General features: G+C 69.9%; 22 protein-coding genes. 11 read left to right on the top strand and 11 right to left on the bottom strand.

Features of this window, described 5'->3' with window-relative positions; genetic code table 11:
* Positions 1-68 precede the first annotated feature (68 nt).
* The gene (locus IE066_RS10720) at positions 69-3,065 is read right to left on the bottom strand and encodes a TonB-dependent receptor plug domain-containing protein (protein WP_189449660.1); all 2,997 of its coding nucleotides are present in this window, start codon (positions 3,063-3,065) and stop codon (positions 69-71) included.
* 188 nt (positions 3,066-3,253) lie between these two features.
* On the opposite strand from IE066_RS10720, the gene grxD reads away from it, so the two are divergent.
* Positions 3,254-4,180 (top strand): Grx4 family monothiol glutaredoxin, encoded by a 927-nt coding sequence (grxD, locus tag IE066_RS10715; protein ID WP_189449658.1) that lies wholly within the window; start codon positions 3,254-3,256, stop codon positions 4,178-4,180.
* Positions 4,181-4,244: 64 nt separating this feature from the next.
* On the opposite strand, the gene IE066_RS10710 is transcribed toward grxD, so the two are convergent.
* Both IE066_RS10710 and IE066_RS10705 read right to left on the bottom strand, forming a co-directional pair.
* A complete protein-coding gene (locus tag IE066_RS10710) occupies positions 4,245-4,793 on the bottom strand; it encodes a DUF924 family protein (RefSeq protein WP_189449656.1) in 549 nt (182 codons plus the stop codon).
* Positions 4,777-5,343 carry a lysozyme inhibitor LprI family protein gene (locus IE066_RS10705; RefSeq protein ID WP_189449654.1) on the bottom strand — a complete coding sequence of 189 codons (567 nt, stop codon included), beginning with the start codon at positions 5,341-5,343 and terminating at the stop codon, positions 4,777-4,779. Before IE066_RS10705 ends, IE066_RS10710 begins: the two co-directional genes overlap by 17 nt.
* A 135-nt stretch (positions 5,344-5,478) precedes the next feature.
* On the opposite strand from IE066_RS10705, the gene IE066_RS10700 reads away from it, so the two are divergent.
* Entirely contained in the window at positions 5,479-6,129 is a 651-nt protein-coding gene (locus IE066_RS10700) for a hypothetical protein (RefSeq protein WP_189449652.1), read from the top strand.
* A 5-nt stretch (positions 6,130-6,134) separates the two neighbouring features.
* Here IE066_RS10700 and IE066_RS10695 read toward each other — a convergent pair whose 3' ends face one another.
* Entirely contained in the window at positions 6,135-6,911 is a 777-nt protein-coding gene (locus tag IE066_RS10695; protein WP_189449650.1) for an AMP nucleosidase, read from the bottom strand.
* Positions 6,912-7,024: 113 nt separating this feature from the next.
* Between IE066_RS10695 and IE066_RS10690 the strand changes: the two genes are divergently transcribed.
* The 9 genes from IE066_RS10690 to IE066_RS10650 all read left to right on the top strand — a co-directional run bounded on the left by IE066_RS10690 (position 7,025) and on the right by IE066_RS10650 (position 18,794).
* The gene (locus IE066_RS10690) at positions 7,025-8,446 is read left to right on the top strand and encodes an amidohydrolase (RefSeq protein WP_189449648.1); all 1,422 of its coding nucleotides are present in this window, start codon (positions 7,025-7,027) and stop codon (positions 8,444-8,446) included.
* Positions 8,443-9,732, top strand: coding sequence for an amidohydrolase family protein (locus tag IE066_RS10685; protein ID WP_189449647.1), 1,290 nt, complete (start codon positions 8,443-8,445; stop codon positions 9,730-9,732). Before IE066_RS10690 ends, IE066_RS10685 begins: the two co-directional genes overlap by 4 nt.
* A gap of 139 nt (positions 9,733-9,871) precedes the next feature.
* Positions 9,872-10,273 (top strand): DUF1761 domain-containing protein, encoded by a 402-nt coding sequence (locus IE066_RS10680; RefSeq protein ID WP_189449646.1) that lies wholly within the window; start codon positions 9,872-9,874, stop codon positions 10,271-10,273.
* A complete protein-coding gene (locus IE066_RS10675; RefSeq protein ID WP_189449645.1) occupies positions 10,264-10,923 on the top strand; it encodes a hypothetical protein in 660 nt (219 codons plus the stop codon). The genes IE066_RS10680 and IE066_RS10675 overlap by 10 nt, the downstream gene beginning before the upstream one ends.
* 113 nt (positions 10,924-11,036) lie before the next feature.
* Positions 11,037-11,981 (top strand): DegV family protein, encoded by a 945-nt coding sequence (locus IE066_RS10670; protein WP_189449644.1) that lies wholly within the window; start codon positions 11,037-11,039, stop codon positions 11,979-11,981.
* 109 nt (positions 11,982-12,090) lie between these two features.
* Complete coding sequence (locus IE066_RS10665; protein WP_189449643.1) at positions 12,091-15,504, top strand: amidohydrolase family protein; 3,414 nt, start codon at positions 12,091-12,093, stop codon at positions 15,502-15,504.
* 119 nt (positions 15,505-15,623) lie between these two features.
* Positions 15,624-15,968, top strand: a complete 345-nt coding sequence (locus IE066_RS10660) for a hypothetical protein (RefSeq protein ID WP_189449642.1) — start codon at positions 15,624-15,626, stop codon at positions 15,966-15,968.
* Positions 15,969-15,993: 25 nt separating this feature from the next.
* A complete protein-coding gene (locus tag IE066_RS10655; RefSeq protein WP_189449640.1) occupies positions 15,994-16,674 on the top strand; it encodes an adenine nucleotide alpha hydrolase in 681 nt (226 codons plus the stop codon).
* A gap of 95 nt (positions 16,675-16,769) precedes the next feature.
* On the top strand, positions 16,770-18,794 hold the full coding sequence (locus IE066_RS10650; protein WP_189449638.1) for a sensor histidine kinase: 2,025 nt from the start codon (positions 16,770-16,772) through the stop codon (positions 18,792-18,794).
* A 7-nt stretch (positions 18,795-18,801) separates the two neighbouring features.
* Here IE066_RS10650 and pyrC read toward each other — a convergent pair whose 3' ends face one another.
* The 7 genes from pyrC to IE066_RS10615 all read right to left on the bottom strand — a co-directional run bounded on the left by pyrC (position 18,802) and on the right by IE066_RS10615 (position 25,650).
* The gene (gene pyrC, locus IE066_RS10645) at positions 18,802-19,845 is read right to left on the bottom strand and encodes a dihydroorotase (RefSeq protein ID WP_189449636.1); all 1,044 of its coding nucleotides are present in this window, start codon (positions 19,843-19,845) and stop codon (positions 18,802-18,804) included.
* Positions 19,842-20,843: an L-threonylcarbamoyladenylate synthase gene (locus tag IE066_RS10640; protein ID WP_229790780.1), complete on the bottom strand. Its 1,002-nt coding sequence runs from the start codon at positions 20,841-20,843 to the stop codon at positions 19,842-19,844. The genes pyrC and IE066_RS10640 overlap by 4 nt, the downstream gene beginning before the upstream one ends.
* Entirely contained in the window at positions 20,840-21,532 is a 693-nt protein-coding gene (gene bioD / locus IE066_RS10635) for a dethiobiotin synthase (RefSeq protein ID WP_189449633.1), read from the bottom strand. The genes IE066_RS10640 and bioD overlap by 4 nt, the downstream gene beginning before the upstream one ends.
* 62 nt (positions 21,533-21,594) lie before the next feature.
* The gene (locus tag IE066_RS10630) at positions 21,595-23,649 is read right to left on the bottom strand and encodes a TonB-dependent receptor plug domain-containing protein (protein WP_189449631.1); all 2,055 of its coding nucleotides are present in this window, start codon (positions 23,647-23,649) and stop codon (positions 21,595-21,597) included.
* Positions 23,650-23,733: 84 nt separating this feature from the next.
* A complete protein-coding gene (locus IE066_RS10625) occupies positions 23,734-24,057 on the bottom strand; it encodes a hypothetical protein (protein ID WP_189449629.1) in 324 nt (107 codons plus the stop codon).
* The gene (locus IE066_RS10620; RefSeq protein ID WP_189449627.1) at positions 24,054-25,337 is read right to left on the bottom strand and encodes a tryptophan--tRNA ligase; all 1,284 of its coding nucleotides are present in this window, start codon (positions 25,335-25,337) and stop codon (positions 24,054-24,056) included. Before IE066_RS10620 ends, IE066_RS10625 begins: the two co-directional genes overlap by 4 nt.
* 160 nt (positions 25,338-25,497) lie before the next feature.
* Positions 25,498-25,650: an entericidin A/B family lipoprotein gene (locus IE066_RS10615; protein WP_189449625.1), complete on the bottom strand. Its 153-nt coding sequence runs from the start codon at positions 25,648-25,650 to the stop codon at positions 25,498-25,500.
* Positions 25,651-25,755: the final 105 nt, after the last annotated feature.

Raw genomic sequence — 25,755 nt, 5'->3', positions numbered from 1 at the left:
AAAAAAAAACGGCCCCTTGCGGGGCCGTGAGAGAAGAGAGTTCCTTTGGATCTTCTAGTAATGCGGTATCAGAAGCGCTGCGTGTAACGCATGTACAGGAAGCGACCGATGTCGAAGCCGCCGTAGTACGAGACGTTCGCGCTCGGCTGCGTGTACATCACCGGGCCGATGTGGTTGAACACGTTGTTCGCACCGATTGCGACGGTCGCCTTCCACGGCGCTTCCCAGCGCAGCTGGACGTCGTGGAACGTGTTGGAGCCCACCACGTGGCGACGCGAGATCGCGCTGGCCGGCGTCGTGGACACGCCCACGTAGGCGCCGGTCGGCGCGTAGACGATCTCTTCGCACTCCAGGTTCGGCGTCGTCGAGTTCGGGATGAAGTAGGTGCAGCCTTCCTTCATGCCCGAGTAGTAACGCGCGGTCCACGTCGCGCCGAAGGCGCCCTTCTCCCACGTCGTGTTGAGCGTGGAGCGGATGCGGAAGAAGTTGGCGAAGCCGACGTTCGACAGCGGGACGCGCGGATCGTTGGTGCTGATCTGGATGTCCTTGGCCGTGTAGGTCGAGTTCGACACCACGTTGAACGTGCCGAGGTTCTCCGTCACGACGCGGTAGGACATGTCGACGTCCCAGCCTTCCACCTTGCGGTAGCCGGCGTTGCGGCTGCCGAAGGACAGGAAGTTGATGTAGCCCTGGGCCGGGTCACGCGTGAACAGCGCCGAGGAGCAGCGGCTGGCGATGCCCTGGATGTAGCAGTCGTTGAGGATCGTCTGCGGGCTGTCGGCGACGATGGTGTCGACGATCCGCACCTTCCACCAGTCCACCGCCATGTTGAAGCCGCTGAGGAAGCCCGGGCTCCACACGGCGCCGATGGTCTGCGACTTGGAGATTTCCGGGGTCAGCGTCGGGTTGGAGCCCGACTTGAACGCGACCGGCGTCTGCGCGTTCGGCGCGCCGACCGGCACGAAGCCCTGCCCGAGCTGGCGGAACGTGGCCGCCTGCGCGCCGAGGGCGCCGTTGCCACCCACGCCGTTGGCGCAGTTCGTGCGGATCTGGCTGCCCGGCGTGGACTGGCCGAACACCACGTCGCAGGGATCGGTGAAGTACGAGAACGTGTCCGACGTACCGCCGTAGAGGTCGGCGATGGTCGGGGCGCGGAAGCCGTCGGCCACCGTGCCGCGCAGCATCAACGACTCGAACGGCTTCCACTTCAGCATGAACTTGTTGTTCACGGTCTCGCCGAACGTGTCGAAATCCGATGCGCGGCTGGCGATGTTGACCGACAGCTGGCGGGCGAACGGCAGGTCGGACAGGATCGGAATCTCGACCTCGGCGTAGACCTCGTCGACGCTGTAGCTGCCGCGGGTCGGGCCCGACGACAGGTTCGTCGAACCGCCGGTGACGGCCAGCGCGTCGGGCACGAACTCGCCGCTCTCCTTGCGATGCTCGAAGCCGACGGCGAGGCCCATCGGGCCGGCCGGAAGGTCGAACAGCGTGCCGCTGACGTTGGCCGAGTACACGTCGGTGCCGGTCTGGCCGGTCGAGTGCTCGTTCTGGAAGAGGTAGTTCTGCAGCGCGGTATTGCCGGTGAGGCCGCCCGAGCGCGCATCGCCGTACGGCAGGTACGGGTTCCACGGCACGCAGCCGGCGATCACGTTGCCCGGCGTACCGCAGACCACCACGCCGTTCTGCAGGAACGACGGGCCGACGGCGTTGCGCACGTTGGCCAGGTTGAGGTTGCCGAACGCGTCCTGGATCAGGCGGTTGTCGTTCTTGAGGTAGTTGACGTCCCAGTCGTAGGTCTGGCCGAAGGCCTCGAACGAGCCCTCGAACGAACCGGCGAAGCGGAACGTGGTCAGGTCGGCCTTGGTCGTGCGCGGCACTTCCCAGGTACGGCGCCACCAGTTGCTGATCGTCGCGCCGGTCGGGTTGTAGTAGCTGTTGGCCGACATCGGCGTGGCGAACGAAGCCGCCTGCATCGGGTAGCCGGCGACCTGGCGCTCGCTCGAGCGGAAGCTGTAGAGCAGCTCGGCGTGAAAGCGGATGTCGTCGGTGATGTTGACCGTGCCGTTGGCGAACACCGATCGGCGCTCGAGCGGCGTGCGCAGGTCGGTCTGCAGGTTCGTGTTGCTCTTGTCGGCGATCGAGCCCGGGGTGCAGCCGGTAGCCTCGGTGGCGCCGACGCAGGAGCCCGTGTTGACGTTCTGGCGCACGTAGTCGTTGATGTTGCGCGGGTCACCGCCCGGACGCAGCACCACGCGGGTACCCGTCGGGATGCCTGGCACGGCGGTGGTCGCGGTGGTCACGAAGCCGCCGTACTGGCCGGCGGTGGTCCAGTTGTCGGTCGGGTGGTCCGAGCCGCGCGGGAAGGCGCTGAACGGGCGGTCCGCCGAGCGGACGCGATCCTCGGTCGCCCACTCGGCACCGACGACCACCGAGCCGCGGTCGCCGCCGAAGCCCATCAGGAAGTCGCCGCGCGTCACCGCGCCGTCGCCCTCGCCGTACTGGCCGTAGTAGACGCTGCCCGCCGCGCCCTCGAAATTGGTGCGGGTGATGATGTTGATGACGCCGGCGATGGCGTCGGAGCCGTAGATCGACGAGGCACCGTCCTTCAGGACTTCGATGCGCTCGACGGCGACGGCCGGGATCGTGGAGACATCCGCCAGGCCGGAGGTGCTGACGCCCAGGCGACGGCCGTTGACCAGGACCAGCGTCCGGGCCGCGCCGAGGTTACGCATGCTGATGAACGTGCCGCCGGCGTTCTCGCCCGCCGACAGAGGCGCGGCGCGGCTGATCGGCGGCGTGCCCATCGAGGTGATGTTCTGCAGGATGTCCGAGACGGACTGGAAGCCCTGCTTCTCGATGTCCTGGCGGGACACGACGAGGACCGGCTGCGCGGTTTCCTTGTCGACCTGGCGAATGCGCGAGCCGGTGACCTGGACACGGTCGAGGGCCTGCGGTGCGGCTTCGGCGGTTTCCTGCGCGAAGGCGGACGCGGCGGTGAACAGCGCGCCGGCCCCGAGCGCGAGCTGGATGGCGTCGCGCAGAGTGGAACGTCGGAACTCCATATGAATTTCTCCCCAAATCAACAGGAACGTAGCAAGGGTGGACATACCTTCACGCGCTCTTCATGCGTGGTATGCGCAACGGAGCGTATGCCAAAAGTTGGGGGGGATTAACGTTCCCTTAAGACTTCCCGACGAACGGTCGCAGGGGTTCTAAACTGTCGTTCGTCCTCACCTTTTTCGGCCCCGACATGTCCCTCGAACCCGCCGTCCGCACCCGTATCGATTCCCTGCTGCAGGCCAACCGCGTCGTGCTGTTCATGAAGGGCGACCCGCGCATGCCGCAGTGCGGCTTCTCGGCGAAGGCCGCGGGCATCCTCAACGGACTGGGCATTCCCTATGCCCACGTCGACGTGCTGAGCGATCCCGAGATCCGCGAGGGCATCAAGGCCTACGGCGACTGGCCGACCATCCCGCAGCTCTACGTCGACGGCGAGCTCGTCGGGGGCAGCGACATCGTGGTGCAGATGGCCAACTCCGGTGAGCTGCACGCGCTGCTCGGCGTCGAGGCCCCGGACCGCACCCCGCCGTCCATCGAGATCACACCCGCCGCCGCGCAGATGTTGCGTGAGGCGATCGCGGGCGCCGGCCCCGGCTATGCGTTGCAGGTGTCGGTCGACGCGGACCATCGCGCCCAGCTGCAGCTTGGCCCGGTCGATCCGAACGCGATCGCGACCGAGGTCGACGGCATCCGCGCGCAGTTCGACCTCGAGAGCGCGCCGCGCGCGAAGGGCCTGCGCATCGACTGGGTCGACGACGAGCGTGGTCGCGGCCTGGTGGTGGAGAACCCGAATGCGAGCAGGGTGACGCCGATCGACGCGACGGAGGCCGCGCGCCGCCTCGCCGATGGCGCGCTGGTGCTGGTGGACGTGCGTCCGGTCGAGGAGCGCACGATCGCCTCGGTGCGGATGCCGTTCTCGGTGCTCGACGGCGATGCGGCCGCCGAGGTGGAGAACCTGCCCAAGGACACGCCGCTGGCCTTCCTCTGCCACCACGGACGTCGCAGCGCCGCCGCGGCCGAGCATTTCCGCCGCCTCGGCTTCACGCAGATATTCAACGTGGAAGGCGGCATCGACGCCTGGTCGCAGCAGGTGGACGCGGCGGTGCCGCGCTACTGACCCGGCGCGACATGCGACGCGACGAACGGCCGGGCTTCCGGCCGTTCGCGCGTGTGGCGCGGCGTCAGCCGGCGAAGCCGCCCGAATCGAGGAATTCCTGCTCGGCCGGCGTTGTCTCGCGTCCCAGCGCCGCATTGCGATGCGGAAAGCGCCCGAAGCGCTCGATGATGTCCAGGTGCAGCCGCGCCCATGCATCCGCATCCGGCGCGCTCAGACGCTCGCGGTGCAGTTGGAGCGAGCGCCGCTGATCGTCCAGCGCCTCGGAATGCTCGAGCGGCAGGTAGACGAACACGCGCAGTGCTTCCTCGGTCGCCATGTCGAAGCCGGCCTCGATGGCGGCATCGGCGATCGAGCGTGCGAGCGCATCGGTGGCATAGGCGTGCGCGCTGCCGCGGAACACGTTGCGCGGGATCTGGTCGAGCAGGATCAGCAGTGCGAGCGCGCCTTCGGCCGTCCGGCGCCAGTCGTCGAGCTCGCGGCGCGCGGCGGCGAAGTGCAGGTCGACGAAGTCGCGGCAGCGCGCATCGAATTCGTCGTCGCGCGCGAACCATTTCGACGGTCCCGCCTCGCGCCAGAACGCGACCACGTCGCGCGCATCAGGATTCGGCTTCACCCAGTTGCGTCTCCAGTTCTGCGATCCACGCGACGGTCAGGCTTTCCAGCGTGACCGCCTGGATCAGCGCGCGGATCGGGCCCCGAGCATAGGACTGCGCGATGAAGAGCGCATGGCGGTCGCGGAAGGCCAGCCAGGCCGCGTGGGTGCGATCGAACGCCGCCTGCCCGTCCCCGTCGAGCTGCGCGCGCAGCCGCGCGACCACCCGATGCAGGCGCGCGTCGGCGAACAGCAGACGCTCGCGTGCCTGCGCGGTGAATTCGTCGTCCTGCAGCACTTCGACCGCACCGCGTTCGACGACTTCCTCGGCGCGCGCGAGCCAGCCGTCGGCCAGTTCCACCGCGCTCTGCGCCTTGCCGACGAGGCCCGATTCGAAGCGCTGCAGGTCGCCGAGGCTGGTCTGCGCGCGCTCCAGCCCCTGCTTGAGTTCGAGCAGCTTCCGGTTGCGCTCGATCGCTTCGGTCGTGCGGCGCCGCTCGACGCGGCGCTGGATGAAGTAGAAGGCCCACGTCAGCGCCGCGCCGAGGACCACCAGGAAGGCCTGTTCCATGTCCTGCTCCTGTCTGGTGTGACAGTCTGCGGACGCGGCATCTCAGGGGTCGCGACGTCGGTTGCCGCCGGTCGGATCGACTAGAGTCCGCGGATGAAGCAGGCGCTCCAAATACGACCGATTGCCGTTGCATGCATGGCTCTGACGCTGTCAGTCCTCGCGGGCGCGTGGCTCATCGCGCCCCGACCGGCATTCCACCCGCCCGTGACGGCCGATGGGCCGTGGATCCCTCTGCCGCGTAGCGGAATGGACGCTGGCGGTTACGACATGCGAATGGCGGTGAGTCGCGGATTCCTTCGCGACGACGACACGGAAACGCCTGTCGCACTGTCATGTGGCGCAAACCCGAACGCGCCGGACGAACCGCACTACAGAGCTTGGATCGGGGACGGCTTCTCGGAGGCCCCCTATCGAACATGGAAGATCGACATCATCGTTCGGGGCAATACCGCGAACGTCAGCGTGCGCGAGGCACCGAGTCCTCCCATGCCACCGCGATCCATTGGGCCGAGGAACGAAACATGGGTGACGCCGGCACGCTTGGCCGTCGTGCCGCTCGACGCCCTCGAGCCCGTGCGGCGGGCTTGGGATACCGAGGCGGTATGGCATCGCACACAAGAGCGCATGTGGTGCGACGGCCGGACCGCATTTCTGGAAGCCTGTGTGGCCGGCCGATACGCGGCGCGCGATCGCGGTTGCGATCTCGATCGCGGCATCGCCCAGCTCTGGTCGGTCTTCCAAATGACGCTGCCCACCCCCGAGGCCGGTCGATGGGAGCGTCGTTAGCTACCTCACTCGTCGAACCGCAGGTGCTTCACCGACTTGCCGTGGCGGCGGATCAGGCGCAGCGCCTCGATGCCGACCTGGATGTGGTTGTCGACGAAGTTCGCGGTGACCTTCGCGTCCGACGCCGCGGTCTTGACGCCTTCGGGCGTCATCGGCTGGTCGGACACGAGCAGCAGCGCGCCGCAGGGGATGCGGTTGGCGAAGCCGGCGGCGAAGATCGTCGCGGTCTCCATGTCGATCGCCATGCAGCGCAGCTTGCGCAGGTATTCCTTGAACGCCTCGTCGTGTTCCCAGACGCGGCGGTTGGTCGTGTAGACGGTGCCGGTCCAGTAGTCGTGGCCGAGGTCGCGGATCATGGTGGACACCGCGCGCTGCAGGGCGAACGCGGGCAGCGCGGGCACCTCGGCGGGCAGGTAGTCGTTGGACGTGCCTTCGCCTCGGATGGCGGCGATCGGCAGGACCAGGTCGCCGAGCTCGTTCTTGCGCTTGAGCCCGCCGCACTTGCCGAGGAACAGCACGGCCTTGGGCGAGATGGCCGAGAGCAGGTCCATCAGCGTGGCCGCGTTCGGGCTGCCCATGCCGAAGTTGATCATGGTGATGCCGTCGGCGGTGGCGCTGGGCATCGGACGGTCCAGGCCGACGATCTCGGCGCCCATCAGGCGCGCGAAGGTCTGCAGGTAGCCACCGAAATTGGTGAGCAGGATGTGCTGGCCGAAGTCTTCGAGCGCGACGCCCGTGTAGCGCGGCAGCCAGTTGGCGACGATTTCGTTCTTGTCTCGCATTGCGTTCTTTTTTCTGGGTTCCGGGGATTGTCGCACCGGCCATGACGAAGGTCATGGTGACGGGCATGGGCCGGGCCGTTACGGTCGGTGGCTGTTTCCGCACCGGGGCCATCATGCGCAAGTCGCTCATCCATCTTCTGTGCACGGCCGCGCTGGCTGCGCCGCTCGCGGCGGTCGCCGCCGGGGCGGCGCCCTCGCGCTTCGTGCAGGACCCTTATCCCAGCACCTACGCGGCGGTCGCGTCGGGGCCGGTGCTGATCCGCGGCGCGACGGTGCTGACCGGAACGGGCGAGCGCCTCGAGGGCGCCGACGTGCTGATGCGCGACGGCAGAATCGTCTCGGTGGGCGCGGGCCTGCAGGCGCCGGCGGACGCCGCGGTGGTCGACGGCGCGGGCAAGTGGATCACGCCGGGCATCATCGACGTGCACTCGCACCTGGGCGTGTACGCGAGCCCGGGCACGCAGTCGCATTCGGACGGCAACGAGGCCACCAGCCCGGTCACCGCGAACGTCTGGGCCGAGCATTCGGTCTGGCCGCAGGATCCGGGCTTCCAGGCCGCGCTCGCCGGCGGCATCACCACCCTGCAGATCCTGCCCGGCAGCGCGAACCTCGTCGGCGGGCGCGGCGTCACGCTCAAGAACGTGCCCGCCACGACCTACCAGGCGATGAAGTTCCCGGGCGCGCCCTGGGGCCTGAAGATGGCCTGCGGCGAGAATCCCAAGCGCGTCTACGGCCAGAAGGGCGGCCCGTCCACGCGCATGGGCAACGTCGCCGGCTACCGCGCGGCCTTCATCGACGCGAGCGAGTACCTGCGCAAGAACTCGCCCAAGCCGCCGAAGAAGCGCCGCTGGTGGCAGTCGGCCGGCGACAGCGACAGCCAGCAGGACACCGGGGGCAAGCGCGACCTGAAGATGGACACGCTGGCGGGCGCCATCAACGGCGACATCCGCGTGCACATCCACTGCTACCGCGCCGACGAGATGGCGACGATGCTCGACCTCGCCAAGGAATTCGGCTTCAAGGTCGCCGCCTTCCACCACGGCGTGGAGGCCTACAAGATCGCCGACCGGCTCGCCGCCGAAGGCGTGTGCGGCGCGCTCTGGGCCGACTGGTGGGGCTTCAAGATGGAGGCCTTCGACGGCATCCAGGACAACATCGCGATCGTCGACAGCCGGCCGAACGGCTGCGCGATCGTGCATTCCGATTCCGAGGAAGGCATCCAGCGCCTCAACCAGGAAGCCGCGAAGGCGATGGCCAGTGCGCGCCGTGCCGGCGTCGACATCCCGCCCGAGCGTGCGATCCGCTGGCTGACGCAGAACGCCGCACGTGCGCTGGGCGTGCTGGACAGGACCGGCACGCTGGAGGCCGGGAAGATGGCCGACGTGGTGGTGTGGAACGGCAATCCCTTCAGCGTCTACGCCAAGGCCGAGCAGGTCTACATCGACGGCGCGCGCATCTACGACCGCAACGATCCCGGCCGCCAGCCGGTGTCCGACTTCCTGCTGGGCCAGACCACGCGCGGAGGTGTCCGATGAGCCGCCTGTCGATTCTCGCCGGCGCGCTGCTGCTCGCGCTCTCGCCCGCGCTCGCCGCGCAGGAGCTGCTGATCCGCAACGCCACCGTGCACACCGCCACCGCGCGCGGCACGCTGCAGGATGCGGACGTGCTGGTGCGGGGCGGGAAGATCGCCGCGATCGGCAAGGGCCTCGCGGCACCTGCCGACGTGCCGACCATCGATGCCGGCGGTCGTCCGCTCACGCCGACGCTGTTCGGCGGGATTACCCGCATCGGCCTGGAGGAAGTGTCGGGCGAGGCCAAGACCGTCGATGCCACGCTGACCCTCGGCCGCGGCACACGCGAGATGACCGTGCGCCCCGAGTTCGACGTCACCCTCGCCTTCAATCCCGACTCCGCGCTGCTCGCGGTCAACCGCGTGGAAGGCCTCGGCTGGACGCTGCTCGGGCCCGGCACCGGCGAAGGCGGCTCGATCATCGCGGGTCAGGGCGCGATCGTGCGCCTGGACGGCTCGCCCGATCCGGCCGGCCCCAGGGTGCTGTTCGTGGAGCTGGGCGATGACGTGTCGAGCCTGACCGGGCAGTCGCGCGCGGCGCAGTGGATGCTGCTGGAGCAGTTCTTCGACGAGGCGCGTGGCCGCATTCCGGCGACGTCGCCGATGGCCATGCTGACGCCCGCGGGCCGCGCCGTCCTGTCGAAGTTCCTTGCGGGCAACGGCCGCGTGGTGTTCAAGGTCGAGCGCGCGGCCGACATCCGCCAGCTGCTGCGCTTCGCCGACCGGCATCGCCTGCGCATCGCGATCTCCGGTGGCTCGGAAGCCTGGAAGCTCGCCCGCGAACTCGCGGCCGCGAAGGTGCCGGTATTCGTCGACCCGCTGGCGAACCTGCCGGCCGACTTCGACCGCCTCGGCGCGCGCATGGACAATGCCGCGCTGCTGCACGCGGCCGGCGTGCCGGTGGGCATGGTGCAGTCGAACGATGCCTCGCATAACGCGCGCAAGGTGCGCCAGCTCGCCGGCAACGCGGTCGCCTACGGGCTGCCGTGGGAAGACGGCCTGGCCGCGCTGACCCGCGTGCCCGCCGAGGCCTTCGGGTTGCCCGGCGCTGGTGGGCTCGCGGTCGGCCAGCGCGCCGACCTCGTGCTGTGGACCGGCGATCCACTGGACGTGAGCAGTACCGCGCAGCAGGTGTGGTTCGGCGGTCGCGCGATCGAGATGCGCAGCCGCCAGACCGAGCTGCGCGATCGCTACCTCGGGCCCGCGGGCGCCTTGCCGCGTGCCTATCCGGCACCCGACCGCGCGCGCTGACGCGACGCGTCCGGAAACGCAGGCCGCCTTCCGGGGCGGCCTTTTTTTCGCCCTGACGTACGGCAGGGTCGATTTCCGCACGGACGACGTATGCTCGGCGCACCACCGGCGATGGGACGCCGGTCACGGAAACCTCTTGATGCCGACCCTGTCCGCCGTCGACCCCTGGGCCGTGCTCGTCGCCGCGGCATCGGCGTTCGTGCTCGGCGGCCTCTGGTACGGGCCTCTGTTCCTCAAGGCCTGGGCGCGCGCCAGCGGCGTCGACCCGAACGCCTCGCCCGGCCATCCGGCGAAGGTGTTCGGCACCGCCTTCGTGCTGAGCCTGGTCGCGGCGTTCGCGATGGCGCTGCTGCTGCCACGCGACGTCGGCGCACTGCACGGCGCCGCACTCGGCGCGCTGGTCGGCCTGCTGTTCGTGGCGACCAGCTTCGGCATCAACTACACGTTCGCGCGCCGCCCGTTCGGCCTGTGGCTGATCGACGGCGGCTACCACGTGCTGCAGTTCGTGCTCTACGGCGCGATCCTCGCCGCATGGCCCTGAGCGCGCTCGCCCTCGCCGCGGCCTTCGCGCTGCAGCCCGTCGGCAGCTTCCACGGCGGCGAGGCCGTGGCGCGCGACGGCGAGCGCTGGCTGGCACTGCGCGGCGGCGGCGCCGCTGCGGCGCTGGTCGTGGCCACCGCTCGCGTGCGCCGCGTGCACGACGAGATCGTCGACGCCCCCGGTGCGCGCACCGGCGAAGCGGTATCGAGTACGGTAGCCGGCACGCGCATGCTGCTGCGCGGCGCGGGCCTGCGCTCCGGCGCGGTGGCCACGGCCTGGCGGGGTGACGAGCCCGCCCGGATTTCCGAGGCGCCCATCGACCTGCGCCTGGGCGATGCCGCGTACCGCCTCGCGCTGCGCTGCGCGTTGCCGGGCGCGCCGTGCCGCGTCGAACTCGAGACCGGCACGCATCGGCAGGCGCTGCTCGAACTCGCGGCCATGCGCAACGAGGACGGCAGCCTGATGCTGGGCGACGACGCCTCACCGGCGCTGCTGTTCGCCGGCGACATCGACCGCGATGGACGGCTCGACCTGATCCTCGACGCCACCGACCACTACAACCTCAGCCGCCCGACGCTCTACCTGTCCACGCAGGCAGCCGACGGCGAGCTGGTACACCGCGTCGCCGAGCACGAGGCGGTCGGTTGCTGAATACACACATCAATGCGGGTGCGCATGGCCCGCGCGCGCGGTCAAGAAACGCGCGCGGGTGCCGACAATTCCGCCTGCGATCAATGTCATCGAAAGCCACAGGGGGCTGACCCATGCGTATCGGACTCGTCGTCGACTCGGCCTGCGACCTGCCGCGCGACTACATCGAGAAGAACGAGCTCACGCTGCTGCCGATCACCGTCCGCATCGGCGACGCGGTGCTGGCCGACCAGCGCAACGAGCAGGCCACGCTCGAGTTCCTGGACAACAAGTCCGAGGAGCTGATGGCGCAGGCCGAGACGCAGCCCTTCACCGTGCAGCAGGTGCAGGACCTGTTCCTGAAGAGGCTGGTGATCGACTACGACTACGTGTTCTGCATGACGATCACCAAGTCGCGCAGCCCGATCTTCGACAACACGCAGCAGGCCAGCTTCGCGATCCTCAACGACTACAAGGAGCCGCGCAGCGCCGCCGGCATCGCCACGCCGTTCTCGCTGCGCGTGATCGACACGCAGAGCGTGTTCGCCGGGCAGGCGATCGCGGCGGTCGAAGCCGTGCGCCTGCGCCAGGCCGAGGAGGGCGCGCCGAAGATGCGCGCCCGCATCGAGCAGATCGCGATGAACACGCATGCCTACATGGTGCCGCGCGACCTCAACTACCTGCGCGCGCGCACACGCCATCGCGGCGACCGCAGCGTGAGCCTGCTGTCGGCCACGCTCGGCAGCGCGCTCGACATCAAGCCGGTGCTGCACTGCCGCCGCGGCGAGACCGGCCCGATCGCCAAGCTCAAGGGCTTCGACAACGCCGCCGAGAAGCTCTTCACGTTCGCCGCCCGCCGCGTACGCGACGGCAAGTTGATGACCCCGACCTTGGCCATCAGCTACGGCGGCCCGGTCGAGGACATCCGTCGCCTGCCCGGCTACACGGAACTGGCCGAGACCTGCCGCACTCATCGCGTCGAACTGCTCGAAAGCACGATGAGCCTTACCGGCATGGTCAACGTGGGCAAGAGCTCGCTGACGCTGGGCTTCGCCTCCGATGCGCCGGCCTGGGACTGATCGCCGCGCGACGCGCATCACGCGCCGCGGTGCCCGACCGGGACTTTCGGCCCGGTCGTCACAGGCGCCGCGGGGCTAACGTCGACGGGTTTTCACACCCGTCGACGCCATGACCCCGACCCGTACCCTGCTCTCCCTCGCGCTCGCCGGCGCGCTCGGCCTTGGTGCCGCCACCGCCCACGCGCAGAACGCGTCGAAGGGCGACACGCCGCCGCCCCCGCCGGACGTCGAACTCGAGCAGGACGCGCTCAACCCCGCCGGCGTGCCCAAGGCCGAGGACCCCGGCCAGGCCCAGCGCGGCCCGGCCAAGCCGGGCGACGCCGCAGCCGCGCCGAAGTGGGACGTCAACGCGCCGCACGGACCGACCAAGACGGTGCGCTTCACCACCGACGAGGGCACCTGGCTCGACGTCGACGTGTCGCCGAGCGGGCGCCAGCTGGCGTTCTCGATGATGGGCGACATCTACATGCTGCCGATCGGCGGCGGCAAGGCCACGCGCATCACCTCCGGGCCGTCATGGGACGTGCAGCCGCGCTTCTCGCCGGATGGCACGCAGATCGCGTTCACCTCCGACCGCGGCGGCGGCAACAACCTCTGGCGCATGCGCACCGACGGCAGCAACGCCGTGCAGGTGACCAAGGAGGACTTCCGCCTGCTCAACAACCCGGTGTGGACGCCGGACGGGCAGTTCCTGATCGGCCGCAAGCATTTCACCGGCCAGCGCTCGCTGGGCGCCGGCGAGCTGTGGATGTACCACGTGGCCGGCGGCGGCTCGGGCGTGCAGCTGACCAAGCAGAAGAACGACCAGCAGGATCTGGGCGAGCCCGCGGTGTCGCCGGACGGGCGCTACGTGTACTTCAGCGAGGACGTCAGCCCCGGCCCGACCTTCCAGTACAACAAGAACCCGCACGGCACGATCTACGCGATCAAGCGCCTCGACCGCACCAACGGCCGCATCGACACGCTGATCGACACCGCCGGCGGCGCGGTGCGCCCGCAGCCCTCGCCCGACGGGAAGTCGCTCGCCTTCGTCAAGCGCGTGCGCGAGAAATCCGTGCTGCACGTGATGGACCTCGCCAGCGGCGAGGTGCGCCCGGTGTGGGACGGCCTTTCGCACGACCAGCAGGAAGCCTGGGCGATCTTCGGCCCCTACACCGACTTCAACTGGCTGCCCGATTCCAGGTCGGTCGTGATCTGGGCGCAGGGCAAGCTCTGGCGCATCGACATGGCCAGCGGCACGCCGTCGAACATCCCGTTCACCGCCGACGTCGAGCAGACCGTCGCCGCGCCGCTGCGCTTCACGCACGAGATCGACTCGGGCACGTTCGCGCCGAAGATGATCCGCGACGTGGCGACCAGCGCGGATGGAAAAACGCTGGTGTTCCATGCGCTCGGCCAGCTGTGGCGCAAGTCCCTGCCGGGCGGCGCGCCCGAGCGCCTCACCGCCAGCAGCGGCGTGTACGAGTACCAGCCGAGCTTCAGCGCGAACGGCAGCAAGCTGATCTACACGACGTGGTCGGACGAGGGCCTGTCGGCGATCTGGCTGCGCGACGCCGCCGGCACCGGCACGGGCCGCAAGCTGACCTCGCAGAAGGGCTACTACTACGGCCCGCGCTTCTCGCCCGACGCGCGCCGCATCGTCTACGCCAAGACCGGCGGCAGCGGCATGACCGGCTCGGCCTGGTCGAACGACACCGGCATCTACGTGATGAACGCCGACGGCAGCGGCGCGCGCCGCATCGCGTACGAAGGCGCGGCGCCGCAGTTCAGCGCGGATGGCTCGCGCGTGTACTACTTCACCGGCGGCGGACTGAAGAAGAAGCTGATGTCGGTGGGCCTCAACGGCGAAGAACCGCGCGAGGTGTTCTCGCTGAAGTACCCGGACACGGTGACGATCAGCCCCGACGGCAAATGGGTCGCGTTCACCGAGCTGTTCAATGCCTACGTCGCGCCGCTGGTGGAAACCGGCACGCCGCTGGAGCTGTCGAAGGACAGCAAGGCGGTGCCGGTGACGCAGGTCAGCGCCGACGTCGGCAGCTACCTGCACTGGGCCGCGGACTCGAAGTCGCTGCACTGGACCGTGGGCGACCGCTACTTCTCGCGCGACCTCACGCAGAGCTTCGCCTTCCTGCCCGGCGCGCCGGCCGAGCTGCCCAAGCCGACGAGTGACGGCGGCATCGCGATCGGGCTGGCGCAGCCCGTCTACGTGCCCGACCAGACCGTCGCGTTCACGAATGCGCGCATCGTCACCATGCGCGACGCGGAAACCGCGCGCGAGGTGATCGAGGACGGCACGCTGGTGGTGCGCGGCGACAGCATCGTCGCGGTCGGCCCGTCGTCGCAGGTGAGCGTGCCGGCCGGGGCGCGCACCGTCGACGCACGCGGCAAGACCATCGTGCCCGGCTACATCGACGTGCATGCGCATGCCGCCAATTTCGGTTCGGGCGTGGTGCCGCAGAAGAATTGGGCGTACTACACCAACCTCGCGTTCGGCATCACCACCTCGCACGATCCGTCGGCGAGCAGCGAATATGTGTTCTCGCAGTCGGAGCTGGTCAAGGCCGGCAAGATGGTCGGCCCGCGCATGTTCTCCACCGGCACGATCCTGTACGGCGCCGACGGCGACTTCAAGGCGGTGGTCGATTCGCTCGACGACGCGCGCAGCCACCTGCGTCGCATGAAGGCGCTCGGCGCGTTCAGCGTGAAGAGCTACAACCAGCCGCGTCGCGAGCAGCACCAGCAGATCAACCAGGCCGCGCGCGAGCTCGGCATGCTGGTGGTGGAGGAAGGCGGTTCCACCTTCAACCACAACATGCCGATGATGCTCGACGGCGTCACCGGCATCGAGCACAACATCCCGGTCGCACCGCTGTACAAGGACGTGCTGGGCGTGTGGTCGCAGACGGATGTCCGCAACACGCCGACGCTGGTGGTGAACTACGGCGGCCTGTCCGGCGAATACCTCTGGTATGCGAAGGACAACGTCTGGGAGGACAAGAAACTCGCGCGCTTCTTCCCGCGCGAGGAGCTCGACGCGCGCAGCATCCGCCGCGAGGTCGCGCCCGCCTGGGACTACTGGCACGTCGAGGTCGGCAAGGCGCTGAAAACCATGCGCGACGCCGGCATCAAGATCCAGGTGGGCGGCCACGGGCAGCTGCAGGGCCTGTCGGCCAACTGGGAGATCTGGATGCTCGGGCAGGCCATGGGCAACTTCGAGGCGCTGCGAGCGGCCACCATCGACGGCGCCGACTACCTCGGCATGTCGAAGCAGCTCGGCTCGCTGGAGGCGGGCAAGAAGGCCGACCTCGTGGTGCTCAACAGCAACCCGCTGGAGAACATCCGCAGCACCATCGACACGCGTTACGTGATGGTGGGTGGGCGCCTGTTCGACGTCGACGCCGGCATGCAGGAAATCGGCGGCCGCAACGCGCCGGCGCCGCGCTTCTTCTGGCAGGGCGGGCAAGGCGGCATGGGTGGTCGCAGCACCACGCATGCCGATGCCACCGGCGCCGACCAGGACTGATCGCGCCGCGGCGTAGCCCACGACGGCCCGCCTCGTGCGGGCCGTCGTCGTTCACGGGCTTTCACGAACGATCGGCGATAGCCTGAATACACTGAACGCCGATCATCGAGGACCCTCTCATGCCGACGCGCTACTACATCAGCCTGCCCGATGGCGCCGCCGCCCGCGGCAGCGACCCCGCGACCTCGTTCTCCGCGCACGGCGCGGGCGGATTCGCCGAGCAGCTCGAGCAGGCGATGCGTACGTCGCAGGTGTTCGACCGCTGGCGTGGCGCGCAGGACGATCCGGACGATGTCGACCCCGCGCTCGGCGCCACCGATCCGGCCGCCACCGTGACCGGCGAGCAGCACGACCTGCACATCGACCTCGTGCTCACCACCGTGCTGCCGGGCGACGTCGTGCGCCACCGCCTGCGCCTGCTCGCCGGCAGCGGCTGGCAGCTGCGCGACGTCACCGCAGTCTGACCCGCATCGAGCGCAGAGCTCCGCGATGAGCACGCACCGCCCGTTGCTGCTCGCCTGGAGCGGCGGCAAGGACGCGGCCTGGACGCTGCACACCCTGCGCCAGCGCGACGACGTCGACGTCGTCGCGCTGCTTACCACCGTCAATACCGGCTACAACAGAGTGGCGATGCAGGGCATCCGCCGCGAGTTGCTGCATGCGCAGGCCGCGGCCACGGGGCTGCCTCTCATCGAGGCCGAAATCGAGCCGCAGTGCGACAACGCGCGCTACGAGGCCGCGTTCGCCGATGCGTTGGCGCGGGCGAAGGCGCGCTGGCCGGAACTCGACACCGTCGCCTTCGGCGACCTGTTCCTCGCCGACGTGCGCGCCTGGCGCGAGGCCTCCTGCGCGGCCATGGGCTGGCGCATCGAGACACCGCTGTACGGCAGCGATACCCGCGAGCTGGCCCACGCGATGATCGCCGGTGGCCTGCGCGCGCGGCTGTGCTGCGTCGACCTCGAACAGCTCGATGCCGGCTTCGCCGGCCGCGCCTTCGACGACACCCTGCTTGCCGACCTGCCCCCGGGCTGCGATCCCTGCGGCGAGAACGGCGAGTTCCACACGCTGGTGCTCGACGGGCCGATGTTCGACGGCGCGCTCGCCGGGCGCGCCGGGGAGCAGGTGCTGCGCGACGGGCGTTTCCTCTACACCGATTTCCTGCCGGCCTGAACCGGTCGCGTGCGGTGCGTCACGGCGCGTGCGCCGCAGACGGGCACGACGCATCGCGCTGGCATAATGCGGGGAACGGTCCGGAATCTGCCCGCATGTCGTTCGCATTCCAGGACATCTTCGCCAACTCGCCCAACCCGTACATGGTGCTGGACCGCGAGTTCCGGTACCTCGAGGCCAATCGCGCCTACGCCGAGGCCGTCGGACGGCCGCGCGAGGCGCTGATCGGCCGTGGGCTGTTCGAGCTGTTTCCCGGCGCCGCCGACGAGCACGGCCGGTCGCAGGCCGGCGTGCTGCGCGCCTCGCTCGAGCGCGTGCTGGCCACCGGCGAGCGCGACGTGCTGGCGCTGATTCCCTATGCGATCGAAACTCCGACGCCCCACGGCGTCGTGCAGGAAACGCGCTTCTGGAGCGCGACACACACGCCACTGAAGGATGCCGACGGCCGCGTCACCGCCATCCTGCAGCACACCACCGACGTGACGGAGTTGCAGCGCCTGCGCGCGGCCGTACGTGGCGACGGCGCCACGCCCGCGCAGCTGGAGGAAGGCGTGTTCTCGCGCGCGGCCGCGTTGCAGCGCGACAACGCGCGACTTTCGGCGCAGCAGCGCTTCCTTACCGACATGTTCCAGCAGGCGCCGGGCTTCATCGCCGTGCTGCGCGGACCGGCGCACGTGTTCGAGCTGGCCAACGGGGCTTACGAGCAGCTGGTCGGGCGCAGCGGTTTCGCCGGCCAGCCCCTGCGCGACGCGCTGCCGGAAATCGCCGGCCAGGGCTTCATCGAGCTGCTCGACCAGGTCCGCGAGACCGGCCGCGCGTTCGTCGGCCGCGGCCTGCCCGTGCAGCTCGGGCCCGAGGACGCGCCGCGCCAGCACTTCGTCGATTTCGTCTACCAGCCCCTCCGCGACGCCGAAGGCGCGGTCGACGGCATCTTCGTGCAGGGCTCGGACGTGACCGAGCGCGAGACCGCACTCGCCGCCGCACGCGCGAGTGAAGCGCAGTTCCGCACCATGACCAACATGGTGCCGCAGATGGTCTGGTCGACCGGTGCCGACGGCCTGCCCGAGTACTTCAACCAGCGCTGGTTCGAATACACCGGCATGACTACCTCGCCCGCGCCGGGCGAGGTCATCGCACTGGTACATCCCGACGACCGCGACGCGGTGACCGCACGCTGGCGCGAGTGCATCGGCAGCCGCGAGCCGTTCGAGGCCGAATACCGCCTGCGCGATCGCAACGGCGATTACCACTGGGTGCTCGGGCGTGCGCTGCCGCTGCGCAACGACGCCGGCGAGCCGGTGCGCTGGGTGGGCACCTGCACCGAGATCCACGAGCAGATGCGCGTGCGCGACATGCTCGAGCGCGGGCATCGCGCGCTGGAGGAGGCCGACCGCCAGAAGGACCGCTTCCTCGCGATGCTCGCGCACGAGCTGCGCAATCCGCTGGCGCCCATCGCCACCGCCGCGCAGCTGCTCAAGCTGGCGCCGGGACGCGTGGACACCGTGGTGCAGGCCGCGGAAATCATCGAGCGCCAGTCGCAGCACATGCGCAACCTGGTCGAGGACCTCGTCGATGCCTCGCGCATCCGGCGCGGGCAGATCGCGCTCAATCCCCAGCTCCTGCGGCTCGGTCATGTGGTGGCCGCGGCGGTCGAGCAGACCGCACCGCTGATCGAGCGCCGCCGCCATCGCCTGCAGGTCGACGATGCGGCCGCCGATGCCATGCTCGAGGGCGACCGCACGCGGCTGGTGCAAGTCGTCGCCAACATCCTCAACAACGCGGCGCGCTACACGCCCGAGGGCGGCGAGATCCGCCTCGACACGTGCATCGACGGGCCATCGGTGCTGCTGCGCGTGCGCGACAGCGGGATCGGCATCGACGCCGCGCTGCTGCCGCGCGTGTTCGAGCTGTTCACCCAGGCCGAGACGGCCGACGCACGCGAGGGCGGGCTCGGCATCGGCCTCGCGCTGGCGCGCAGCTTCGCGCGCCTGCACGGCGGCGAGCTGACCGCGCACAGCGACGGCCCGGGGCTTGGCTCGACGTTCGAGATCAGGTTGCCGCTGCGCGCCGCCGATGCGCTCGCGGCGGGCGGCGCGGGCGCGGACACCGCCGGGCGCTAGGCGCGCCTCAGGCGTCGATCAGGCGCCAGCCCACGGTGGCACCCGCGCGGAACGGCACCAGCTCCTGACCGCCCCTGCCCACCGTTTCCGGCACCGGCACCGCCTCGCGCAGCAGCGTGATCGTGCCGGCGTTGCGCGGCAGGCCGTAGAACGCTGGGCCGTTGAAGCTCGCGAACGCTTCCAGGCGATCCAGCGCACCGGCGGCGTCGAAGACTTCCGCGTACAGCTCGATCGCCGCATGCGCGGTGTAGATGCCCGCGCAGCCGCAGCCCGATTCCTTGGCGTGCTTGGGATGCGGCGCGCTGTCGGTGCCGAGGAAGAACTTGGCGCTGCCCGACGTCGCCGCCTTCACCAGCGCCTGGCGATGCAGCTCGCGCTTGAGCACAGGCAGGCAGTAGTGATGCGGGCGCAGGCCGCCGGCGAAGATCGCATTGCGATTGAGCAGCAGATGATGCGCCGTGATCGTGGCGGCGATGTTCGCCGGCGCGGTCTCGACGAACTCGACCGCCGCCGACGTCGTCGCGTGCTCGAGCACGACCTTCAATTCCGGGAAATCGCGCACCAGCGGCGCCAGCACGCGCTCGATGAACACCGCCTCGCGATCGAACACGTCGACATCCGGATCGGTCACCTCGCCGTGCACGAGAAGCGGCAGGCCGACGCGCTGCATCGCGTCCAGCGTCGCGTCGCAGCGGCGCAGGTCGGTGACGCCGTGGCTGGAATTGGTGGTCGCATGCGCCGGATACAGCTTCACCCCGTGCACGAAACCGCTCGCCTTCGCGCGCTCGATCTCGGCCGGCGTGGTGCCCTCGGTGAAGTAGAGCGTCATCAGCGGCTCGAACGCTGCACCGGCCGGCAACGCAGCGAGGATGCGCTCGCGATAGGCCGCGGCATCGTCCGTCGTCACCACCGGCGGCACCAGGTTCGGCATCACGATCGCGCGGCCCATCTGGCGCGCGGTGTCGGGCAGCACGTCGCGCAGCATGTCGCCGTCGCGCAGGTGCAGGTGCCAGTCGTCGGGACGGGTGAGGGTGAGGCGGTCGGTCGTCATGCCGACAAGTCTGACGCATCGGGCGTGCCGTCGCCGAGCCCGGCGGCGCGGCGCAGCCGGTCGCGCAGCGCCTCGCCGATGCCGGCGTGGTCGCGCGGCACCACCGCGACCACGATGTCGAGCCCGAGCGTGTCGGCATCGTGCAGCCGCTGGTAGAGCTCGCGAGCCTGCGCATCGGTATCGGGCGGCAGGCCGAGCCAGTCGATGCCCGCCTCCATCGGCGCGGTGGCCGACAGCAGGCCCACGCGCGCGCCGCCCATGTGGAAGCAGCGCGCGAGGCTCACCGCCTCGGCGTCGCTGGCCAGCAGCACGCGCGCACGCGGCGCGTAGTGGGAGGGCTTTCGGCCCGGCGCCGGCGTGGCGCCTTCGCCCGCCGGATGCACGCGCTCGCCGAGCACGCGTTCGAGCATCGCCTGCGTGACCGCGCCGGGGCGCAGCAGCACCGGGACATCGCCGGAGAGATCGACGATGGTGGACTCCAGCCCGACCTCGCAGCGGCCGCCGTCGAGCACCAGATCGACGCGATCGCCGAGCCCGTCGCGCACGTGCGCGGCCGAGGTCGGGCTCACGCGCCCGTAGCGGTTGGCCGACGGCGCGGCGAGCCCCCCGTCGAAGGCACGCAGCAGCGCGAGCGCGACCGGGTGCCGCGGCACGCGCAGCCCGACGGTCGACAGGCCGCCGGTGACCGCATCGGGCACGCCGTCGGCGCGCGGCAGCACCAGCGTGAGCGGGCCGGGCCAGAACGCCTCGGCAAGCCGCCGCGCGGCTTCGGGCACGTGCGCGGCCCATAGCGGCAGCGCCCGCGCCGAGGCGATGTGCACGATCAGCGGGTGATCGGCAGGGCGGCCCTTCGCGGCGAAGATCTTCGCGACGGCCGCGGCATCGCGCGCATTGGCGCCGAGCCCGTAGACGGTCTCGGTCGGGAACGCGACCAGTTGGCCGGCGCGCAGCAGTTCGACCGCGCGCGCGATGTCCGCGTCCTGCAGCGTCGCGTTCACGGCAGCAGGCCCTTCGATGCCAGCGCGTCGACCAGCGGCGCGAGCGATGCGGCTTCGTCGCGCCACGCGTTCGTGCTCGACGCACCGTGCGGCAGCGCGATTACCGGCAGCGGCAGCCGCGCGCGCAGGTCGGCGGCATTGTCCATGCCGTCGTCGACGACCGGCGCGGGGCGGCTCAGCACGATGGCGGCGACTTCGAGCCCACGGCGCTGCACGGCCTCGACGGTGAGCAGCACGTGGTTGAGCGCGCCGAGTCGATCGGCGGCCACCACGATTACCGGCAGGCCGAGCGCAGCGGCGAGATCGGCATTGAGCGCGCCCGTCGCGATCGGCGAATAGAAGCCGCCCGCGCCTTCGACCAGCAGCAGGCCGTCGTCGGCGACATCGCGCCGCGCCGCTTCGACGAGCCGCGACAGCGGGAGTTCGACGCCTTCCAGCGCCGCCGCGCGCTCGGGCGAGAGCGCCGCGCGCAGCGTCAGCGCGCAGACCGTGTCGATCGCCTCGTGCGCGCCCGCGGCCTCGCGCAGCGCCTGCGCGTCGGCCGGGCCGGTGCGCGCGTCGACGCCGGACTCGACCGGCTTGCGAACCTGAACACGCAGGCCGCGCAGGCCGAGCGCATGCGCGAATGCGGTGGCGATGCGGGTCTTGCCCACGCCGGTGTCGGTGCCGGTGACGAAGAAGCCGTGCATGCCGGCATTGTCCCGGCGCGCGGCGGCGGGGTCGACCCGTGCCGGCGGGACACGCTGTCCGATCAGAACTTGCCGGCCACCTGGAACGCGAAGATCGGCCCGATGCGGCGGTCGCGCACCTCGTGGTAGTCCAGCGGATCGGTGCGACGCCCGAGGTGGACGTAGCGGTCGCGATAGCTGCCGGCGTCGAGCGCATTGGCCACCGCGGCGCGCAGCGTGAGGCCGTGGAAGTCCTTGCGCTCGATGAACAGCTCGCCCCAGCGCGGGCCTTCCCAGGTGTAGCCGATCTCGGTCAGGCGCACGTCGCGCGCGTCGAGCTCGTGGTTGATGTCGAAGCCCCAGGCCCACGAGGTGCCCGGCACGTCGTGGCGAAGCTTCACCTGCCAGAAGTGGATCAGGCTGCCGCTGATGCGACGCTCCACGCCGGTGAGCGGGTCGCGCACTTCGCTCTGCTGCAGCCACCAGCGCGTGTCGACCTTCGCGCCGCGCCAGCCGAACGGCTCGAGCTTCCACGTGCCCTTCCACTCGACGCCGTATTCGCGCGCGCTGTCGATGTTGCCCAGGCTCTCGCCATCGGCACCGATCGGGATGATGTCGATCAGGTCGTCGATGCGATGGTCGTACAGGCGCAGCGTGCTGGTGCCGTAGGCGCCGAAGTTCTTGGTCGCCTCGACCTCGAAGTCCCAGCTCTGCTGCGGCACGAGATCGGGGTTGCCGGCGTTCTCGCGGTCGTCGTTGAGGTTCACCGAGGCGAGGAAGTCGTAGAAGTTGAGCTGGCCGACGCGGCGCTGCAGCTTCACGTTGACGTCGAGCGTGCTGGTCGGCTTCCACGCCACCGACAGCGTGCCCTTGGGCCTGAGGAATTCGCGTGTGAGCCCGCCGCCGCCGACCTGCGCCAACGTGGAATGCTCGGCGCCGGCGGAGAGCTGCAGCTTGGCCTTCTCACCGAGCGGATGGCCCCAGCTGCCGATCAGTTCGTAGCGGTCCTCCTGCACGCGCGCGTTCGCGCCGGGCAGCGGCACGTCGACGAAGACGCCGCTCGGATCGAGCTCGGCGATCAGCGTGGTGCTGTCGAGCCGGTTGAACGCACCTTCGGCGGAAATGCGCCAGTCGCTGGCGCCGGTCTTCCAGCGGTATTCGGCGCGCGCGATCTGCTCCTTTTCCTCGCTGTCGCGCGCGTAGCGGCTGCCGCTGTCGGGCGATGAGCCGTCGAGGTAGCGCGTGGTCACGGTCTGCGAGTACGGCGTATGCGCATAGCGATCGAGGCCGATCAGCTTGAGCCTGCCGATGCCGACGCCGAACTCGTAGTCGCCGCCGACTTCCCAGGTATGCCCGCCCTCGTGCTCGCGGACCTTGCGCTCGCGATCGGGCAGGCCCGGTCCGCTGCGGAAGCCGTCCTCGCGGTAGTGGTAGAACTCCTTCTGCACCGACGCATTGAGGTTGGCGACGTCGCCGTCGGCGGCGGTGTACGTGAGCTGCGTGCTGAGCTTGGGCCGGTCCATCTCCCCGGTCCACGCGTCGTCGCGCGTGTCGCGCAGCGTGCCGTCGGCGTTGTAGATGCGCGTGCCGCCGCCGGCGCCGCTGTGGTTGGCGTCGTTGCGCAGGCCGACCGTGTACTGCAGGCCGCCGCTGGAGCCGCTCACCGAGACGTCGCCGCGGGTGATCTGCGGGCGCGTGTAGTACTTGCGCACGTCCGGCTTCCACGACCACTGCCCGCTGATGCCGCCCGCCCGGGTCACCACGTTGGCGACCTGTCCGGACAGGCCCGGAATGTCGAGCGTCGCGCCCTCGACGATGTCGATGCGCACCACGTTGGCGGCCGGCACGCGCGTGAGCTCGGTCAGCACGTCGTTGGACTTGCCCGAGATGCGCCGGCCGTTGATGACCACGTTGCCGGTGGCCTCGCCGAGGCCGCGTTCCTGCTCGGCTTCGCGGATCACGAAGCCGGGCACCTGCCGCAGCATGTCGTAGGCGTTGTTGGGCGAGTAGCGCGCGAAATCGGCCGCCGGGTAACTGCGTGCCGCCACCGGCGCGGCCGCCGGTTCCTGCGCGTGGAGGGAGGTGCAGGCGAGCAGCAGCGCAGTGGCGAGCGCGGAGCGCAGGAGACGGTCGGCCATGTCGGGATCCATCGATGGAAGCCGCGACGGAAGCGTCGCGGTCCTTCATCGATGCCCCGCCGGGCCGACGGGTTTAAAGGCGGTTCAATTCGGCAGCAGGCGGCGCAGCCAGCGGCGGCGCAGGAACCAGGCGACGGTCATGACGCCGAGGAAGGCCGCATAGCCGCCCGCGGTCGCCACCACCTGGCGCCAGATGTTGCCGGCCGTGCCGGTGGGCTCGGCGATGACGTAGCCGATGCGCATCGCGATCACGAACGCCACGACTGCGACGACCAGCGACGTGACATCGAACACGCGTCGCGCACGCGTGCGCGGCTGGCGCGGATAGAACCAGAACAGGCTGCCGAGGATCGCGAACCACGGCAGGAACAGGATGAGCGCGAGGTGCAGCTGGACCTGCTGGTTCATGCCGCGGCCTCCGCCATCGCCGCGAGCGCGGCATCGACGTCCTCGCGCGACACGCCGTCGGCGAGCAACGACTCGTCGTCGAGCCGTCCGGCCTGCTTGAGCGCGGCCACGCGCTGGCCCGCATCGCGCGGGGCATCGAAGCCCGCGCTCTGCAGCAGCACGCGATCGCCCTGCACCAGCTTGAAGTAGAAGCGGCCGTCCGCCTCGCGGTACTGCTTGAACATCGCAGGTGCGGGCCTTTCCTCGACCTTCGTCGCGGCGACGCTCGCCTTCGACAGGTCGCGCAGGCCCACGGCTTCGCGCAGCGTGGCCAGAAGCGGCGTCGCATAAGTCGCGCGCAGGCGCGCAGCGCCGTCGCGCAGGATCGCCTCGATCTCGGCGGGCTTCGCGATCAGCGCTTCGTACTTCTCGCGCATCGGCGAGATCTCGGCGTCGATGCGCTCGAACAGTGCCTGCTTGGCCTCGCCCCAGCCGATGCCCGCCTCGAACGCGGCACGCATCGACGCGGCCTGTTCGGGCGTCGAGAACGCCTGGTAGAGCTGGAACACGTTGGATGCATCGGCATCCTTCGGCTCGCCCAGCGCGCGCGAGTCGGTGACGATCGAATAGATCAGCTTCTTCAGCTGCTCGCGCGGCGCGAACAACGGGATCACGTTGTCGTAGCTCTTGGACATCTTGCGGCCGTCCAGGCCCGGCAGCGTCGCCACATTCTCGGCGATGGTCACTTCCGGCAGCGTGAAGTGCTCGCCGTAGAGATGGTTGAAGCGCTGGCCGAAATCGCGCGCCATCTCGATGTGCTGGATCTGGTCGCGACCGACCGGCACCTTGTCGGCGTTGAAGATCAGGATGTCCGCGGCCATCAGCACCGGATACATGAACAAACCGGCGCTCACGCCCGCATCGTCGTCCTCGCCGGCCTCGCGGTTGCGGTCGACCGCCGCCTTGTAGGCATGCGCGCGGTTGAGGATGCCCTTGCCGGCGACGCAGGTGAGCAGCCAGGTGAGTTCCGGAATCTCCGGGATGTCGCTCTGGCGGTAGAACCACACCTTCGACGGATCCAGACCCGCGGCCAGCCAGCTCGCGGCGATCTCCAGCGTGGAGCGCTGCACGCGCGCCGGTTCCTGGCACTTGATCAGCGCGTGGTAGTCGGCGAGGAAGTAGAAGCTCTCCACCGACGGGTCGCGGCTGGCCTCCAGCGCCGGGCGGATCGCGCCGGCGTAGTTGCCCAGGTGCGGCGTGCCCGAGGTGGTGATGCCGGTGAGGACGCGGGTGCGGGTCATTTCGATGCGGAAAAACGGGCGGATCGCCAGTTTACCGCGCGCGTTCGCGCCACCCGCCGGACCCAGCGTCGCACTTGCGTCGCTTGCAGCGCGCCACCGGCGGCGCAAAGAGAAAGGGCCGGATCGCTCCGGCCCTCTCGTCATGCGAATCCTGCGTGGATTAGCACTTGCCGTCCTTGCAGTCCTCGGCCTTGTCTTCGACCTTTTCGCCGGCCTTCGAAACATCCTTGCCCACGCCCGCCATCGTGTTGCAGGCGGTGAGGGTGCTCATCGAGAACATGGCGAGCATCATCAGAACGATCAGGCGCTTCATGGTGTCATCTCCTGGGGGACGCCGCGGCGCGGCAGTGGGAATCCGTGCGGCGATGACACGACGGCCGCCGTGAAACGCGCGTGCACTGTCGCTCGCGCGCCTCAC

Source organism: Cognatilysobacter xinjiangensis, assembly GCF_014651995.1.
Classification (GTDB): domain Bacteria; phylum Pseudomonadota; class Gammaproteobacteria; order Xanthomonadales; family Xanthomonadaceae; genus Cognatilysobacter; species Cognatilysobacter xinjiangensis.
The sequence above is the reverse complement of the archived record's forward strand: the minus strand, read 5'-3'. Positions and strand labels throughout refer to the sequence as shown.

Excerpts from the sequence above, each read along its gene's own strand:
- IE066_RS10720 (WP_189449660.1), bottom strand. The coding sequence starts at position 3,065 with ATGGAGTTCCGACGTTCCACTCTGCGCGACGCCATCCAGCTCGCGCTC.
- grxD (WP_189449658.1), top strand. The coding sequence starts at position 3,254 with ATGTCCCTCGAACCCGCCGTCCGCACCCGTATCGATTCCCTGCTGCAG.
- IE066_RS10705 (WP_189449654.1), bottom strand. The coding sequence starts at position 5,343 with ATGGAACAGGCCTTCCTGGTGGTCCTCGGCGCGGCGCTGACGTGGGCC.
- IE066_RS10700 (WP_189449652.1), top strand. The coding sequence starts at position 5,479 with ATGGCTCTGACGCTGTCAGTCCTCGCGGGCGCGTGGCTCATCGCGCCC.
- IE066_RS10695 (WP_189449650.1), bottom strand. The coding sequence starts at position 6,911 with ATGCGAGACAAGAACGAAATCGTCGCCAACTGGCTGCCGCGCTACACG.
- IE066_RS10690 (WP_189449648.1), top strand. The coding sequence starts at position 7,025 with ATGCGCAAGTCGCTCATCCATCTTCTGTGCACGGCCGCGCTGGCTGCG.
- IE066_RS10685 (WP_189449647.1), top strand. The coding sequence starts at position 8,443 with ATGAGCCGCCTGTCGATTCTCGCCGGCGCGCTGCTGCTCGCGCTCTCG.
- IE066_RS10680 (WP_189449646.1), top strand. The coding sequence starts at position 9,872 with ATGCCGACCCTGTCCGCCGTCGACCCCTGGGCCGTGCTCGTCGCCGCG.
- IE066_RS10675 (WP_189449645.1), top strand. The coding sequence starts at position 10,264 with ATGGCCCTGAGCGCGCTCGCCCTCGCCGCGGCCTTCGCGCTGCAGCCC.
- IE066_RS10670 (WP_189449644.1), top strand. The coding sequence starts at position 11,037 with ATGCGTATCGGACTCGTCGTCGACTCGGCCTGCGACCTGCCGCGCGAC.
- IE066_RS10665 (WP_189449643.1), top strand. The coding sequence starts at position 12,091 with ATGACCCCGACCCGTACCCTGCTCTCCCTCGCGCTCGCCGGCGCGCTC.
- IE066_RS10660 (WP_189449642.1), top strand. The coding sequence starts at position 15,624 with ATGCCGACGCGCTACTACATCAGCCTGCCCGATGGCGCCGCCGCCCGC.
- IE066_RS10655 (WP_189449640.1), top strand. The coding sequence starts at position 15,994 with ATGAGCACGCACCGCCCGTTGCTGCTCGCCTGGAGCGGCGGCAAGGAC.
- IE066_RS10650 (WP_189449638.1), top strand. The coding sequence starts at position 16,770 with ATGTCGTTCGCATTCCAGGACATCTTCGCCAACTCGCCCAACCCGTAC.
- pyrC (WP_189449636.1), bottom strand. The coding sequence starts at position 19,845 with ATGACGACCGACCGCCTCACCCTCACCCGTCCCGACGACTGGCACCTG.
- bioD (WP_189449633.1), bottom strand. The coding sequence starts at position 21,532 with ATGCACGGCTTCTTCGTCACCGGCACCGACACCGGCGTGGGCAAGACC.
- IE066_RS10630 (WP_189449631.1), bottom strand. The coding sequence starts at position 23,649 with ATGGCCGACCGTCTCCTGCGCTCCGCGCTCGCCACTGCGCTGCTGCTC.
- IE066_RS10625 (WP_189449629.1), bottom strand. The coding sequence starts at position 24,057 with ATGAACCAGCAGGTCCAGCTGCACCTCGCGCTCATCCTGTTCCTGCCG.
- IE066_RS10620 (WP_189449627.1), bottom strand. The coding sequence starts at position 25,337 with ATGACCCGCACCCGCGTCCTCACCGGCATCACCACCTCGGGCACGCCG.
- IE066_RS10615 (WP_189449625.1), bottom strand. The coding sequence starts at position 25,650 with ATGAAGCGCCTGATCGTTCTGATGATGCTCGCCATGTTCTCGATGAGC.